16 protein-coding genes and 1 pseudogene are annotated in these 13493 nt (G+C 71.3%); 7 read left to right on the forward strand and 10 right to left on the reverse strand.

Features of this window, described 5'->3' with window-relative positions; genetic code table 11:
• A pseudogene (locus ACTWQJ_RS01610) lies at positions 1–104 on the forward strand (VOC family protein); the annotation flags it as partial.
• Here the strand turns inward: ACTWQJ_RS01610 and ACTWQJ_RS01615 are convergent.
• The 5 genes from ACTWQJ_RS01615 to ACTWQJ_RS01635 form a co-directional block, all read right to left on the reverse strand.
• Positions 91–351 carry a hypothetical protein gene (locus ACTWQJ_RS01615; protein WP_443304808.1) on the reverse strand — a complete coding sequence of 87 codons (261 nt, stop codon included), beginning with the start codon at positions 349–351 and terminating at the stop codon, positions 91–93. The pseudogene ACTWQJ_RS01610 and the gene ACTWQJ_RS01615 overlap by 14 nt on opposite strands.
• A gap of 38 nt (positions 352–389) precedes the next feature.
• Positions 390–1616, reverse strand: a complete 1227-nt coding sequence (locus ACTWQJ_RS01620) for an RNA polymerase sigma factor (protein WP_443304809.1) — start codon at positions 1614–1616, stop codon at positions 390–392.
• A 34-nt stretch (positions 1617–1650) separates the two neighbouring features.
• Positions 1651–2064: a YciI family protein gene (locus ACTWQJ_RS01625; RefSeq protein ID WP_443304810.1), complete on the reverse strand. Its 414-nt coding sequence runs from the start codon at positions 2062–2064 to the stop codon at positions 1651–1653.
• A 109-nt stretch (positions 2065–2173) separates the two neighbouring features.
• Positions 2174–2398, reverse strand: a complete 225-nt coding sequence (locus ACTWQJ_RS01630) for a hypothetical protein (protein ID WP_443304811.1) — start codon at positions 2396–2398, stop codon at positions 2174–2176.
• 26 nt (positions 2399–2424) lie between these two features.
• Complete coding sequence (locus tag ACTWQJ_RS01635) at positions 2425–3009, reverse strand: dihydrofolate reductase family protein (RefSeq protein ID WP_443304812.1); 585 nt, start codon at positions 3007–3009, stop codon at positions 2425–2427.
• A gap of 118 nt (positions 3010–3127) precedes the next feature.
• Here ACTWQJ_RS01635 and ACTWQJ_RS01640 point away from each other — a divergent pair, with 118 nt between their 5' ends.
• Positions 3128–3718 carry a TetR/AcrR family transcriptional regulator gene (locus ACTWQJ_RS01640; RefSeq protein WP_443304814.1) on the forward strand — a complete coding sequence of 197 codons (591 nt, stop codon included), beginning with the start codon at positions 3128–3130 and terminating at the stop codon, positions 3716–3718.
• Here the strand turns inward: ACTWQJ_RS01640 and ACTWQJ_RS01645 are convergent.
• From ACTWQJ_RS01645 to ACTWQJ_RS01655, 3 genes are all read right to left on the reverse strand, one after another.
• The gene (locus tag ACTWQJ_RS01645) at positions 3715–4335 is read right to left on the reverse strand and encodes a GNAT family N-acetyltransferase (RefSeq protein WP_443304815.1); all 621 of its coding nucleotides are present in this window, start codon (positions 4333–4335) and stop codon (positions 3715–3717) included. The genes ACTWQJ_RS01640 and ACTWQJ_RS01645 overlap by 4 nt on opposite strands.
• A gap of 184 nt (positions 4336–4519) precedes the next feature.
• Positions 4520–5653: a family 2 encapsulin nanocompartment cargo protein polyprenyl transferase gene (locus ACTWQJ_RS01650; RefSeq protein ID WP_443304852.1), complete on the reverse strand. Its 1134-nt coding sequence runs from the start codon at positions 5651–5653 to the stop codon at positions 4520–4522.
• A gap of 130 nt (positions 5654–5783) precedes the next feature.
• The gene (locus ACTWQJ_RS01655) at positions 5784–7190 is read right to left on the reverse strand and encodes a family 2B encapsulin nanocompartment shell protein (protein ID WP_443304816.1); all 1407 of its coding nucleotides are present in this window, start codon (positions 7188–7190) and stop codon (positions 5784–5786) included.
• Between the two features lie 296 nt (positions 7191–7486).
• On the opposite strand from ACTWQJ_RS01655, the gene ACTWQJ_RS01660 reads away from it, so the two are divergent.
• Positions 7487–8077, forward strand: a complete 591-nt coding sequence (locus ACTWQJ_RS01660; protein ID WP_443304817.1) for an N-acetylmuramoyl-L-alanine amidase — start codon at positions 7487–7489, stop codon at positions 8075–8077.
• Between the two features lie 22 nt (positions 8078–8099).
• Complete coding sequence (locus ACTWQJ_RS01665) at positions 8100–9008, forward strand: 1-aminocyclopropane-1-carboxylate deaminase/D-cysteine desulfhydrase (RefSeq protein WP_443304818.1); 909 nt, start codon at positions 8100–8102, stop codon at positions 9006–9008.
• Between the two features lie 208 nt (positions 9009–9216).
• Here the strand turns inward: ACTWQJ_RS01665 and ACTWQJ_RS01670 are convergent, their stop codons facing one another.
• Entirely contained in the window at positions 9217–10812 is a 1596-nt protein-coding gene (locus tag ACTWQJ_RS01670) for a Na+/H+ antiporter (RefSeq protein WP_443304819.1), read from the reverse strand.
• A 61-nt stretch (positions 10813–10873) separates the two neighbouring features.
• Between ACTWQJ_RS01670 and ACTWQJ_RS01675 the strand changes: the two genes are divergently transcribed.
• The 3 genes from ACTWQJ_RS01675 to ACTWQJ_RS01685 all read left to right on the forward strand — a co-directional run bounded on the left by ACTWQJ_RS01675 (position 10874) and on the right by ACTWQJ_RS01685 (position 12970).
• Positions 10874–11134, forward strand: coding sequence for a UBP-type zinc finger domain-containing protein (locus ACTWQJ_RS01675; protein WP_224737314.1), 261 nt, complete (start codon positions 10874–10876; stop codon positions 11132–11134).
• A gap of 262 nt (positions 11135–11396) precedes the next feature.
• Positions 11397–11810 (forward strand): anti-sigma regulatory factor, encoded by a 414-nt coding sequence (locus ACTWQJ_RS01680; protein WP_129802215.1) that lies wholly within the window; start codon positions 11397–11399, stop codon positions 11808–11810.
• A gap of 17 nt (positions 11811–11827) precedes the next feature.
• A complete protein-coding gene (locus ACTWQJ_RS01685; RefSeq protein WP_443304820.1) occupies positions 11828–12970 on the forward strand; it encodes an RNA polymerase sigma factor SigF in 1143 nt (380 codons plus the stop codon).
• Between the two features lie 3 nt (positions 12971–12973).
• On the opposite strand, the gene ACTWQJ_RS01690 is transcribed toward ACTWQJ_RS01685, so the two are convergent.
• Positions 12974–13426, reverse strand: coding sequence for a hypothetical protein (locus ACTWQJ_RS01690; RefSeq protein WP_443304821.1), 453 nt, complete (start codon positions 13424–13426; stop codon positions 12974–12976).
• Positions 13427–13493: the final 67 nt, after the last annotated feature.

Here is a 13493-nt window from a genome sequence, read left to right on the forward strand (position 1 = left end):
TGCACCGCGGCGCCCACTGGACGGTGATGCGCGACCCGGCGGGCGGCACGTACTGCCTGACGGGGCGGGACCCGGAGACGGGAAGGCTGCCTAGCCGACCTTGATCACACAGGCGTAGTCGTACACGCCGCCCTCATCGGGTGGGGGCGTGGGCCTCGGGCACACGGTGTTCCCGTCCTCCTCGGACAGCGGTGTCGGCGTCGGGCTCGACTCCTGCCGGCCGTACGGCTCCGGCGGCTCGGCCGAGTCCTGCAGCCACAGGGTGAGTCCGCCCCCGACGATCACCGTCACCGTCCACACCGCCAAGGCCCACCGCCATGCCGTACGACGCCTGCTACCGGACTCCTTCACACGCAACCCTCCCTGTGCCACTGGCACTTGGGACAACGTTACGGTCTTAGTCGCGCCGCCCGTGCCTGCAGGTACCGCTGCTCCGGCAGGCTCAGCGTCCGGGCGGCCGCCGACTCGTAGGCGGCGCGGGCGGCCTCGTACTCCCCGGTCCGCTCCAGGAGGTGGGCGCGCACGGCGTCCAGGCGGTGACTCGCGCTCAAGTCGGGTTCCAGCGCGTCCAGTTCGGCGAGGCCGGCGCGCGGTCCGTCGGCCATGGCGATGGCGACGGCACGGTTGAGGCGTTCGACGGGGCCGGGCACCAGCCGTACCAGGATGTCGTACAGGCCGAGGATCTCCCGCCAGTCGGTCGCCTCGGCGGACGGGGCCTCGTCGTGCACCGCCGCGATCGCGGCGCGCAGTTGGTACGGGCCCGGGCGTCCCCCGGCCAGCGCGCGGGTGACCAGGGCGACGCCCTCGTCGATCGCCGCCTCGTCCCAGCGGTCGCGGTCCTGTTCGTCGAGCGGGACGAGCTCGCCGTGCGGGCCGGTACGCGCGTCGCGGCGGGCGTCGGTGAGCAGCATCAGGGCCAGCAGGCCGGCCACCTCGCCGTCGTCGGGGAGCAGGCGGTGGACCGTGCGGGTGAGCCGGATCGCCTCGCCCGCCAGTTCGCGCCGCTGGAGCGCTGCGCCGGAGGTCGCCGTGTAGCCCTCGTTGAAGATGAGGTAGAGGGTGTGCAGCACGGCGGGCAGACGCTCCGCCCAGTTGTCCGGCCGCCCGAAGCGCACGCCCCGCACCTTCTGCTTGGCCCGGCTGATCCGCTGCGCCATGGTGGCCTCCGGGACCAGGCAGGCCCGGGCGATCTCCGCCGTCGTCAGACCGCCGACCGCCCGCAGGGTGAGCGCGAGCTGCGCGGGCGGGGTCAGATCGGGGTGGCAGCACAGGAAGAGCAGGGTGAGGGTGTCGTCCTCGCGCGGGGCGCGGTCCGCGCCCGGCGGCGGGGCGATGAAGGTGTCGGGCGGGGTGAGCGCAGCCACTCGCTCCTCGCGCCGGCGCCGCGCCTCCTCGCTGCGCAGCGCGTCGGTCAGCCGACGTGAGGCGACCCTGATCAGCCAGCCGCGCGGATTGTCCGGGACACCGTCCGACGGCCAACGGTCGGCAGCCGCGAGGAGTGCCTCCTGTACGGCGTCCTCGGCGGTGTCGAAGTGCCCGTACCGTCGCACGACGGCGCCGAGGACCTGCGGCGCGTGCCGGCGCAGCAGGTCCTCGATCTCGTCGGGGCGGTTCATCGAAGGCTCGGACGGCCGTCGTCTGCTCGAAGGCTCAAATGTCCCCCGCGCCGTCCAGGATGGGCCGGATCACCACCGGATAGTTGGGGGCACCGGCCGGTTGGGGGCAACGGGTCACCCGGTCGGCGATCTCCGTGACCCGCTCCAGGCTCTCGCACTCCAGGACCCAGTAGCCGGCGAGCAGCTCCTTGGTCTCGCTGTACGGCCCGTCGGTGATCACGGCCTTTCCGTCCTCACCCAGCGTGACCAGCCGGGTCCGGGCGGGCTCGGCGAGCCCCTGGCCGTCGACGAGTTCGCCGGACTCGGAGAGGTCGTTGTTGATCGCGTTCATGTAGGCGTACATGGCCTGCAGCTCCTCCTCGCTCCAGGCCGGGGACTGCGCGGAGCCCTTGCCCCGCATCGCCTCGTAGTCCGCCTGTGTGCCCTGCACCATGACCAGGTACTTCATGGGTCCGCTCCTTCGGCTCGGCCGCCCCTCATGGGCGGCTCTCGTACGGGACGTCGGAGCCGACCCCGGATTCTCGACACGGCTTCCGGAATTTCCTGGGCAGTTCGGTTCAGGACTTCTCGGCTTGACTCACGTGATGGGGCTCCTTTGCCGCGAGCGGGCCGGGCCGCCGCTCGGTGACGGGCTCGGCGTCGCCTCCGGCGTATGCCTCGCACTTGGGGTTCCGGCACGGGCCGGCAACCCACGTCGGCACCCATGCGCCCAGCGTCTTGTGGCGCCGGACGACCGTTTCGACTGGCTGTCCGCAGACGGGACAGACTTTTTCGCTGTCCATGTTCTCAGGGTAGGGCGGACGGCGGCTCAGCGCTTCCTGCTGTACGTCCTTACAAGCGCTCCGTTGCCGAAGGTGCGCGTCGACTCCAGGGTGAACTCGTGGACGGCGGAGCCGGAGCCGAACATCGGCATGCCGCTGCCCAGCACGATCGGGTACGTCTTGACGACGAGTTCGTCGATCTCGTCGATCAGCTCGCCCGCGAGCTGCGAGCCGCCGCACAGGTAGATGTCGAACTCGCTCTCCTCCGCCTTCAGTTCGCGGACCTTGCCGACCAGGTCCTCGGCGATGATCTCGACGTTGGGGTCGGGTGACTCCTTCAGGGTGCGCGAGGCGACGTACTCGCGCAGATGGGCGTACGGGCTGGTGATGCCCTCCTTCAGCGCCAGGTCGTAGCTGGTGCGGCCCTGGATGATGGTGTCGAACCGCTTGTTCGGCAGGTCGTCGATGCCGAGGGGGCGGCGGCCGTGGGTCGGCAGGGTGTCCGGGTATTCCGTCGTGAGGTACTCGAGGAACTCCGGGTCGACGAAGGACAGCATGGACGAGGCGTCGCCGCTCGGGTCGCCGATGAAGCCGTCGATCGAGCAGGCGATGTAGTACACGAGCTTTCGCAAGCTGGTCTCTTTTCGTAGGCTGCGTTCGTTCCCTTGACCACTCCAGTTGTAGTACTTCGACTGTAGTGGTTGCAAGGGTGTTTCCGAGCCATGGCTCAAGTGGGAGAGGAGATTCCGTATGGCCGGCAATCCGGAGCGCCGGGCGGCCCTGGTCGACGCCGGGATCGAGGTGCTGGCGCGGGAAGGGGCACGCGGGCTGACGTTCCGGGCGGTGGACGCCGAGGCGGGGGTGCCCGTGGGCACCGCCTCGAACTACTTCACCGCCCGGGACGACCTGCTGCGCCAGATCGACGACCGGCTGCACCTGCGCCTCGCCCCCGACCCCGACGTGCTCGACGAGCTGATGAAGGCGCCGAAGGACCGCGCCCTGGTCGTCGCCCTCATGCACGACCTGATCAACCGCGTGACCCGCGACCGCACCGGCTACCTGGCCCTCCTGGAGCTGCGCCTCGAAGCCACCCGGCGCCCCGGCCTGCGCGAGTCGTACACCAAGTCGGTGCGCGGGGACCTGGAGGACGGCATGCGGTTCCACCGCGAGGCCGGGCTGCCCGGCGGTGACGAGACCGTCGCCGTGCTCTATCTCGCGATGCTCGGCCTGATCATCGAGCACCTGACCCTGCCGGGAGTACTGGAGGGCGTACTGCCGGGGGTGGAGGTGCCGGAAGGGCTGCTGGAGCGGATCGTACGCGTGGTGGTGCCGGAGGACTAACGGCTCAGCGGCTCGCGCCACATGGGCCATATGCGGGGGCCGCCGTCCGGGAGGTCGAGGGGCGTGCCGGTGGGCTCGAAGCCGAGCCGCTCGTAGAGGGCGCGGCTGCGGGCGTTGCTCGCCTCCAGGTAGGCGGGCAGGCCGGTCCGGTCACAGCGGCCGAGGGCCGCGTCGATGAGCGCGGTGCCCAGGCCCTCGCCCTGACGTTCGGGGGTCACGGCGATCATCCACAGGTAGTCGTGGGCGCGGTCGGTGGGGTGGATCTCCGCCGTCAGCCTGCCGATCACCTCGATGCGTTCGTTCGCCGGGTCGACGGCCGCCCGGACCAGGGCCGGGCCCTCGGCGTCGGCATGCCCGCCGGCGGCCTCGCCCGACGGGTCGGCCGCCGGTGTCGGCAGCCACAGTGCGCAGGCCGAGCCGTCCTGGGTGATGTCGATCCGACCGGCGGCGAGCACGATGTCGGTGAACGCGGCCATGAGCTTGTGATGGGTCCTGCGGCGGTACTCCTCGCCCGGGAAGACCCAACTGCTGACCGGGTCGTCCCGGAACGCATCATCCAGCAAGCGGACCACCAGCTCCCGGTCGCCCTCCCCCGCAGCCCTGATCCCCGTACCCACGCCCGTCCCCCGTCGTCTCAGCAGCCGTCGATCTTCTGGCAGTTGAAGCCTATCGGCCGACACTGACAGAGGACGGGCCCCGCGCACCGTGGGGATGTGCGGGACCCGCCGGGGCCGGAGCCGACCGGGGTGTGCGGGGTCAGGAGCCGCACGCCCCGGTGGCTCCGGGGTTCGGTTCGGGCGCTCAGCCGGTCCGCCGCGTCACGAACTCCGCGAGGGCGAGCAGGCCGCCCGCCGCCTCCGGGTCCGGGATCGCGCGGGACAGTTCCTGCATCGCCCGCGCCATCCGGTCGGACGCCTGGCCCTGGGCCCAGTCGCGTCCGCCGGCCCGCTCCACGGCCAGCACCGTCGGCTCCAGGTCCCCGCCGTCGTACGGGACTTGGTACAGCTCGGCGAGTTCGACGGCGGCCGGTGTGCCGGAGGTCAGCGCGGCAACCACCGGCAGGGACTTCTTGCGGGCGGCGAGGTCCGCGCCGACCGGTTTGCCGGTGCGGCTCGGGTCGCCCCATATGCCGATGACGTCGTCGATGAGCTGGAAGGCGAGCCCGGCCTCACGGCCGAACGCGTCCACGGCCTCGGCATCGGCCGCCGACGCCCCGGCGTACAGCGCGCCCAGGGCGCAGGCGCAGCCCAGCAGCGCCCCCGTCTTGGCCTCGGCCATGGCGAGCACCTCGCCGAGGGTGACCTCCGCGGGGCTGCGGCCCTCCATCGCCGTGTCGGCCTGCTGACCCTCGCACAGCTCCACGACGCAGGCCGCGAGCCGGGCGGCGGCAGCCGCGGACGCCGGGTGCGGATCCTCCGCGAGCAGCCGCAGGGCGAGCGCCTGGAGGGCGTCCCCGGCGAGGATCGCGTCGGTGTCGCCGAACACCGTCCACGCGGTGGGCCGGTGCCTGCGCGTGGTGTCCCGGTCCATCACGTCGTCGTGCAGCAGCGTGAAGTTGTGGACCAGTTCCACCGCCGCGGCCGCCCGTACGGCCGCCGCCCGTGCCTTGGGTCCGCCGAGCGCGGCGGCCGTCGTCAGAACCAGCGCCGGGCGGATCGCTTTGCCCGCGTTGCCCGCCGCGGGTGTGCCGTCGGCGTGCTCCCAGCCGAAGTGGTAGCGCGCGATCCGGCGCATCGAGCCGGGCAGCGACTCGATCGCCGCGCGCAGTTCGGGGTCGACCGACGTCCGCGCACGCTCCAGGATCGCCACGGCCTCGTGGCCGTCGAACGGCCCCGGCCGGCTGTCCGTGTCGGTCGCGATGGAACTCCCTCTCTCGAGCGCCCCGGCGGGCCGCTGATCGGCCTCCGCCAAGGACGCGGTCGTGGACTCGGTCATGGACTCGGTCATGGAACCGGGATCCCCCCTCGGAGAGTCCGCGGACGGTGGCGTTTCCGTTCCGGTCGGACGCATACCCGGAGGTGTACCCGCCCTGACGGGCGGGGACACGACGTGTCTGCGGGCTGGGTCACCGCCAGCGGCCGATCTCGACGTTCTCCAGTACGCCGAGCGCGTCCGGGACGAGAACCGCCGCCGAGTAGTAGGCCGTCACCAGGTACTTGATGATCGCCTGTTCGTTGATGCCCATGAACCGCACCGACAGGCTCGGCTCGATCTCGTCCGGCAGGCCGGACTGCCGCAGACCGATGACGCCCTGGTCGGCCTCGCCGAGACGCATGGCGATGATGGAGCTCGTCCGGGCCTCGGTGACCGGGATCTTGTTGCAGGGGTAGATGGGGACACCGCGCCAGGTGGGGATGCGGTTGCCGCCGACGTCGATCGTCTCCGGCACCAGTCCCCGCTTGCTCAGTTCACGCCCGAACGCGGCGATCGCGCGCGGGTGGGCGAGGAACAGCTTGGTGCCGCGGCGCCGGCTGAGCAGCTCGTCCATGTCGTCGGGGCCGGGCACGCCGTCGTGCGGCTGGATCCGCTGGTCGTACTCGCAGTTGTGCAGCAGACCGAACTCGCGGTTGTTGACCAGCTCGTGCTCCTGACGTTCTTTCAACGCCTCTACGGTGAGCCTCAGTTGCTGCTCGGTCTGGTTCATCGGCTGGTTGTAGAGGTCGGCCACGCGCGTGTGGATGCGCAGCACGGTCTGGGCGACGCTCAGTTCGTACTCGCGGGGCCGGGCCTCGTAGTCGACGAAAGTGTGCGGGATGTCCGGCTCGCCGGAGTGGCCGGCGGCCAGGTCGATCTCCTTCTCGCCGTACTTGTTGGTGCGCTGCTGCGGGATCGCCCGCCGCTGCCGGAGGTGCTCGCGCAGCGAGTCGGCGCGCTCCGCGATCTGCTCGACGTCCCGCCGGGACAGGACGAGCACCGTACAGGCCGTGATCGCGCGGGCCGTGTACTCCCAGATGGCGTCCGGGTCGAGCAGCGCCTGGTCGCCGAGGTATGCCCCGTCGGCGAGGACGCCGAGGCTCTCGTCCTCGCCGTACGGGCCCGTGCCGATCTTCTCCACCCTGCCGTGCGCCAGCAGGTACACCTCGTCGGTCTGGTTGCCGAAGCCGGCGATCACCTCCCCCGCGGCGATCTCGCGCTGCACACAGCGCCGGGCCAGATCCGCCAGGACCTCCTCGTCCTCGTACGCCCGCAGCGCCGGCAACTCACCCAGCTCCGCGGGGATCACCTCGACGCGGTCGCCGGTCTGCACGAAGGTGATGCGTCCGTCGCCGACCGCGTAACTCAACCGCCGGTTCACGCGGTACGTGCCGCCCTGCACGTCCACCCACGGCAGCATGCGCAGCAGCCAGCGTGAGCTGATCTCCTGCATCTGGGGTACGGACTTGGTCGTGGTGGCCAGGTTCCGCGCGGCCGCCGTACCGAGGCTCTGCTGCGGCCTGGTCTGCTCGGTGCGGATCTCTTCGCCTACCGACATAAGGAATTGCCCTCCCGGTCATGCCCTGGCAGCGGTGTGCGCCGGGCACCGATCTCCGCGAGCAACACTTCCATCACGCATCGTGGTCGTGCTATTACCCGAAAGAGCGGGAATGGATCATTGCCGGGCGGGCACACACGGGGATCCTGTCGAGCGGCGCGCAGTGCCCGCGGCGCTGACCGAATCCGCTCGCACGCTGTGCGAACGAGTGGTTCCGTTTGTCGTCGCTTCGGTACAAGCAGCGGTATGAGGCGGCCGCGACGGGCGGTCGTCGCACCGCACCGAAGGAGGCGCCCATGTCCTCACCGATGTTCGCGGACAGGTTTCTGCAGTGCCTGCGCGCGGAAGGCGTCACGGTCGTCGAAGTGGGCGACTGGAGACATCACAACCGCAATCACAAGGGCCCCTGGGGCCCCGTCCACGGCGTGATGATCCATCACACGGTGACCCGGGGCAGCGAGCGGACCGTTGAGCTCTGCCGGGACGGCTACGCGGGCCTGCCGGGGCCGCTGTGCCACGGCGTCATCACCAAGGACGGCACCGTCCATCTGGTCGGCTACGGCCGCGCCAACCACGCCGGCCTGGGCGACGACGACGTCCTGCGCGCGGTGATCGCGGAGCGGGCGCTCCCCCCGGACAACGAGGCGAACACCGACGGCAACCGCCACTTCTACGGCTTCGAGTGCGAGAACCTCGGCGACGGCGAGGATCCCTGGCCCGCGGTGCAGCTGGAGGCCATCGAGCGGGCGGCCGCCGCGGTGTGCCGGCAGCACGGCTGGAACGAGCGGTCGGTCATCGGCCACCTCGAGTGGCAGCCGGGGAAGATGGATCCGCGCGGATTCACGATGGCGTCGATGCGGGAGCGCATCCGCGACCGGCTGAAATAGGACACCGGGCGACAATGGCCGGGTGACCGGTCCCGACGCCCCCGACCTCGCCGTCCTGCACCCGCGGCTCCCCTCCCCCGTGCAGGAAGTGAACGACGACCGCCTCACCCGGCGGGGCGTCCGCCTCCTCCTCAAGCGTGACGACCTGATCCACCCCGACCTCATCGGCAACAAGTGGCGCAAACTCGCACCCCATCTCACTGCGGCGGCGGGCCGCCCGATCCTCACCTTCGGCGGCGCCTACTCCAACCATCTGCGCGCCACCGCCGCCGCGGGCCGCCTCCTCGGCCTGACCACCATCGGCGTGGTCCGCGGCCAGGAACTGTCCGACCGCCCCCTCAACCCCTCCCTGGCCCGGTGCGCGGCCGACGGCATGCGTCTGCACTTCGTCGACAGGTCGACCTATCGCCACAAGACCGACCCGGAGACCCTCTCCGCCGTCCTGCGCGCCGCCGGTGCCGAGGACGCGTACGTCGTCCCCGAGGGCGGCAGCAGCCCCCTCGCCGTACGCGGCTGCCGGGCCCTCGGCGAGGAGCTGCACGGCCGGGCCGACGTCGTCGCCCTTGCCTGCGGAACCGGCGGCACCCTGGCCGGCCTCGCGGCGGGACTGGCCCCCGGCCAGCGTGCCCTGGGCTTCCCGGTCCTCAAGGGCGGCTTCCTCACCGCCGACATACGCTCCCTCCAGGAAGCGGCCCTCGGCGGCCCGCGCGGCGACTGGCAGCTCGACGACCGCTTCCACTTCGGCGGCTACGCCCGCACCACCCCCGAACTCCACTCCTTCGCCGACGACTTCGAAAGCCGCCACGGACTGCCCGTCGAACGTCTCTATGTCGCCAAGATGCTGTACGGACTCATCGCCCTGACGCAGGAGGGCGCGTTCCCGCGCGGGACGACGCTGGCGGCGGTGATCACCGGCCGGCCGTTTCCGTGAACGGCCCCGGCTAGTGCCCCGGCAGGCAACGTTTGCCCGTCAAGGAGCGGCGTCCGGTGCGTGCTCTCGGCGTGCCGGCCGGAAGTCCTCGTACTGGGCGTACTTGGGCTTTCGGCCGGTGCGGCGAGTGGGGGCACCTCCCACGCCCTTAAGGCAGTGGGGGAGCGTGCCGGGCGTCGCGACGGGGCGAACGTTGCCTGCCGGGGCACTAGGTCGCCTCCCGATAGGCAGCCGCCTCCTCGAGGTCCAGTCGGCGCAGCAGGGTGCGGAGCATCTCGTCGTCGATGTAGCGGCCGTCGCGGAGTTTCACGAAGACCTCGCGCTCGGCGCTGATCATTTCGCGGGCGAGACGGCGGTAGGTGTCGTCGGCGGTTTCGCCGGTGACGGGGTTGGGCTGGCCGAGGCGTTCCCAGACGGCGTTGCGGCGGCGTTCCAGGACCGAGCGCAGCCGGTCGGCGAGCGGCCCGGGCAGCGCGTTGCGTTCGTCGGAGAGGAGCTCGTCCAGGCGGCGCTCGGCGGCCCGGGAGGCCTGCGCCTGGGCATTGGCCTCGGCGAGCGTCTCGGCCTGGAGGTCGCGGCCGGGCAGCCTGAGGAGCCGGATGATCGGGGGCAGGGTGAGGCCCTGGATGACGAGCGTGCCGATCACTGTCGTGAAGGTGAGGAAGAGGATCAGGGTGCGGCCGGGGAAGGGCTCCCCGCCGTTCACGGTCTGCGGGATCGAGAAGGCGATGGCGAGCGAGACCACGCCCCGCATACCGGCCCAGGAGACGATGAACGCGCTCTTCCCACTCGGACTCCCCTCCCGTTCCCGGATGCGCGCCGACAGCATGCCGGGCAGGAAGGTCGCCGGATACACCCACACGAACCGGGTCACGACGACGACCAGGAAGACGGCGACCGCATACCAGGCGGCGTCCAGCCCCTCGTACTCCCCGAGCCCCCTGAGGACCACCGGCAGCTGCAGTCCGATGAGCGCGAAAACCGTTGATTCCAGAACAAAGGCAACCATCTTCCATACCGCCGTCTCCTGGAGCCGGGTGGCGAAATCGACCTCCCACGCGCGGTGTCCGAGGTAGAGGGCGACCACGACGACCGCGAGGACGCCGGAGGCATGCACCTGCTCGGCGACGGCGTACGCGACGAACGGGATCAGCAGGGAGAGGGTGTTCTGGAGCAGCGGCTCCCTCAGGTGGGTGCGCAGCCAGTGGATCGGCACCATCAGCACCAGTCCGACGCCGATGCCGCCGACCGCCGCGAGGAGGAACTCGCCGATTCCGCCGGCCCAGGTGGCACCCTCGCCGACGGCGGCCGCGAGGGCCACGCGGTAGGCGGTGATCGCGGTGGCGTCGTTCACCAGGGACTCGCCCTGCAGGATGGTCGTGATCCGGGAGGGCAGTCCCACCCGGCGCGCGATCGCCGTGGCCGCGACGGCGTCCGGCGGCGCCACCACCGCGCCCAGCACCAGGGCCGCGGTCAGCGGCAGGCCCGGCACGATCAGATAGGCGGCCCAGCCGACCGCGAAGGTCGCGAAGAGCACGTACCCCACCGACAGCAGCGCAACAGGCCGCAGCTGCGCCCGCAGGTCGAGGTAGGAGCTGTCGGTGGCCGCGGTGTGCAGCAGCGGCGGCAGGATGAGGGGCAGGACGATATGCGGGTCCAGGGCATATTCCGGGACCCCTGGGACATACGACACCGCCAGCCCGACCGCCACCAGCAACAGCGGTGCCGGTACGGGGGTGCGCCGTCCGGCCGCCGCGATCGCGGCGCTGCCCGCCACCAGCAGCAACAGTGGCATCACGTCCATGGAATTCGCCCGCCCTCATTTTCCGCGCGGTCTTCCGCACAGCCGTCGTAACCTGGCAATCATGAAACAGTGCACGCATGTCGACGCGCTGCCGCACCCGGAACCCGGTCCCCTGACCGAGACCTGCCCGGAGTGCCTGGCGGACGGCACGCACCCGGTGCAGCTGCGGCTGTGCCTCACCTGCGGTCACGTCGGCTGCTGCGACTCCTCGCCGGGCCGGCACGCGACGGAGCACCACAACACGTCCGGTCACCCGGTGATGCGGACCTTCGAACCCGGCGAGAGCTGGCGGTGGTGCTTCGTCGACCACGTCCTCGCATGAGGTGCGCCGACGACCCGGAACCGGACGGTTCGACCGTCTGACGTCTGGGTACGTCAACCCGGCGCGCGCTCTTCCCAATTGGGGCCGCCCACCCTCTAGCCACTGTGCGTATTCATGTGTTTACTATGAGTGACAGCAAGGGGCGGGGTCCCGGGGGACAGGACACTGGGGAGCGCGGTAGCGTCACCGCTGAACCACACATCGCGTTACCCCGAGGGGCGACCCTCGGCCCCGTAAAGCTTGTACCACCTTGGAGGTGAGGGTGTCCCAGATCGCAGGCGAGCCCGCGACCCAGGACTTCGTGGAAGTCCGGCTGCCGGCTGCGGGTGCCTACCTGTCGGTGCTGCGGACGGCCACGGCCGGCCTCGCGGCCCGTTTGGACTTCACCCTCGACGAGATCGAGGACCTGCGCATCGCGGTCGACGAGGCCTGCGCGATCCTGCTCCAGCAGGCCGTGCCCGGCTCGGTGCTCAGCTGTGTCTTCCGGCTCGTCGACGACTCGCTCGAGGTCACCGTCTCGGCGCCGACCACGGACGGTCACGCCCCCTCGCGGGACACCTTCGCCTGGACCGTCCTGTCCGCTCTGGCGGGCAAGGTCTCCTCCGCCGTGGACGACGACAAAACCGTTTCGATCAGCCTCTACAAACAGCGCGGCGCGGGACCCGGGCCGACGTGAGGGACGGGGACGGGCCGGTGCGGGACGAAGAGCGCAGCACACGGGAGCTGTCGGCCGAGGACAGCGGTCCGGGCGGTTCCCGACGCATGGACGGCATCGACGGCATCCCTGAGCAGGCCCGGCCGCACCCGGAGGACGACTCCGACGACACGGCGGAGGCCGGCTTCCCGGACGAGGGGCAGCGGGCTCAGGAAGGTGCCGTACAGAGCGCGCCTCTGGAACGGCGGATCGGGGTGCCCCCTGCCCATGGGGGTCCCCCCACTCGAGGGAAGTCGAGAGTGGGGGAGGAGGCGAGGGCTCGGGGAAGGGCGACGGGCGGGACGATGAGCGAGCACGAGCGATACTCCGAGCATGATGCGCCGGCCACACAGGGCGCGCAGGCCACTCAGGCCACGCAGCACGACCCCCAGGACCGCAGCGGGGCGCGCGCCATGTTCGTCGAGCTGCGCAAGCTGAAGGAGGGCAGCCCGGAGTACGCGGAACTGCGCAACCAGCTGGTCCGTATGCACCTGCCGCTCGTCGAGCACCTCGCGCGCCGCTTCCGCAACCGGGGCGAGCCGCTGGACGACCTCACCCAGGTCGCCACCATCGGCCTGATCAAGTCGGTCGACCGCTTCGACCCGGACCGCGGTGTCGAGTTCTCCACGTATGCGACCCCGACGGTCGTCGGCGAGATCAAGCGGCACTTCCGCGACAAGGGCTGGGCCGTGCGCGTTCCGCGCCGGCTGCAGGAGCTGCGACTGTCGCTGACCACCGCGACGGCCGAGCTCTCGCAGCTGCACGGCCGCTCCCCCACGGTCCACGAGCTCGCCGAGAAGCTGTCCATCTCGGAGGAGGAGGTCCTGGAGGGCCTGGAGTCCGCCAACGCGTACTCCACGCTGTCCCTGGACGTCCCCGACACGGACGACGAGTCTCCGGCCGTCGCCGACACGCTCGGCGCGGAGGACGAGGCGCTGGAGGGCGTCGAGTACCGGGAGTCGCTCAAGCCGCTGCTGGAGGACCTTCCGCCCCGCGAGAAGCGGATCCTGCTGCTCCGCTTCTTCGGCAACATGACCCAGTCGCAGATCGCGCAGGAGGTCGGCATCTCGCAGATGCACGTGTCGCGGCTGCTGGCGCGGACGCTGGCGCAGTTGCGGGAGAAGCTGCTCGTGGAGGAGTAGCGGCTACTTCTGGTCCTGCGCGTTGCCGGGTCCCCGGATCCCGAGGGCCCGGGTCGTCTCGGCGTTGATCAGCAGGACGAGCGCCGCGACGGCCACGACCGCCAGCGCGATGCCCGCCGGGATGGCCATGCTGTCGGCCTGGAGCAGGTTGTAGGCGACGGGCAGCGCGATGATCTGTGTGATCAGCGCCGGGCCGCGGCTCCAGCTGCGCCGGCCCAGCAGTCCGCGGGCGGCGAGCAGCGGCAGCAGCGCGAGCACGATCAGGGTGACGCCCCCGGTCACGGCCTGCTGCCGGTCGTCCGGGTGCCCGGTGAGCCCGAGTACGGCGACCCAGGCACCGCCGACCACCAGCGCGAACCCCTCCAGCGCGGTCAGCGCCGCGGCTGCGGTCAGCCGGACGGGACGGGGACCCGCCTCTTCGGCGGCTTCGGACGCGGGGTTCTGCGGAGAGCTCACCCCTGAAGGGTAGCCCTCGCCGCGGAGGGCTCCGCGTGGAGGCTCGGGGGCGGCGAGGAGGGGGCGG

Source organism: Streptomyces sp. KR55 (assembly GCF_052245645.1).
Classification (GTDB): domain Bacteria; phylum Actinomycetota; class Actinomycetes; order Streptomycetales; family Streptomycetaceae; genus Streptomyces; species Streptomyces flavusporus.

Coding starts and splice junctions, on each gene's coding strand:
- ACTWQJ_RS01650 (WP_443304852.1), bottom strand. CDS start 5,653: ATGACCGAGTCCACGACCGCGTCCTTGGCGGAGGCCGATCAGCGGCCC.
- ACTWQJ_RS01640 (WP_443304814.1), top strand. CDS start 3,128: ATGGCCGGCAATCCGGAGCGCCGGGCGGCCCTGGTCGACGCCGGGATC.
- ACTWQJ_RS01655 (WP_443304816.1), bottom strand. CDS start 7,190: ATGTCGGTAGGCGAAGAGATCCGCACCGAGCAGACCAGGCCGCAGCAG.
- ACTWQJ_RS01660 (WP_443304817.1), top strand. CDS start 7,487: ATGTCCTCACCGATGTTCGCGGACAGGTTTCTGCAGTGCCTGCGCGCG.
- ACTWQJ_RS01625 (WP_443304810.1), bottom strand. CDS start 2,064: ATGAAGTACCTGGTCATGGTGCAGGGCACACAGGCGGACTACGAGGCG.
- ACTWQJ_RS01675 (WP_224737314.1), top strand. CDS start 10,874: ATGAAACAGTGCACGCATGTCGACGCGCTGCCGCACCCGGAACCCGGT.
- ACTWQJ_RS01620 (WP_443304809.1), bottom strand. CDS start 1,616: ATGAACCGCCCCGACGAGATCGAGGACCTGCTGCGCCGGCACGCGCCG.
- ACTWQJ_RS01670 (WP_443304819.1), bottom strand. CDS start 10,812: ATGGACGTGATGCCACTGTTGCTGCTGGTGGCGGGCAGCGCCGCGATC.
- ACTWQJ_RS01630 (WP_443304811.1), bottom strand. CDS start 2,398: ATGGACAGCGAAAAAGTCTGTCCCGTCTGCGGACAGCCAGTCGAAACG.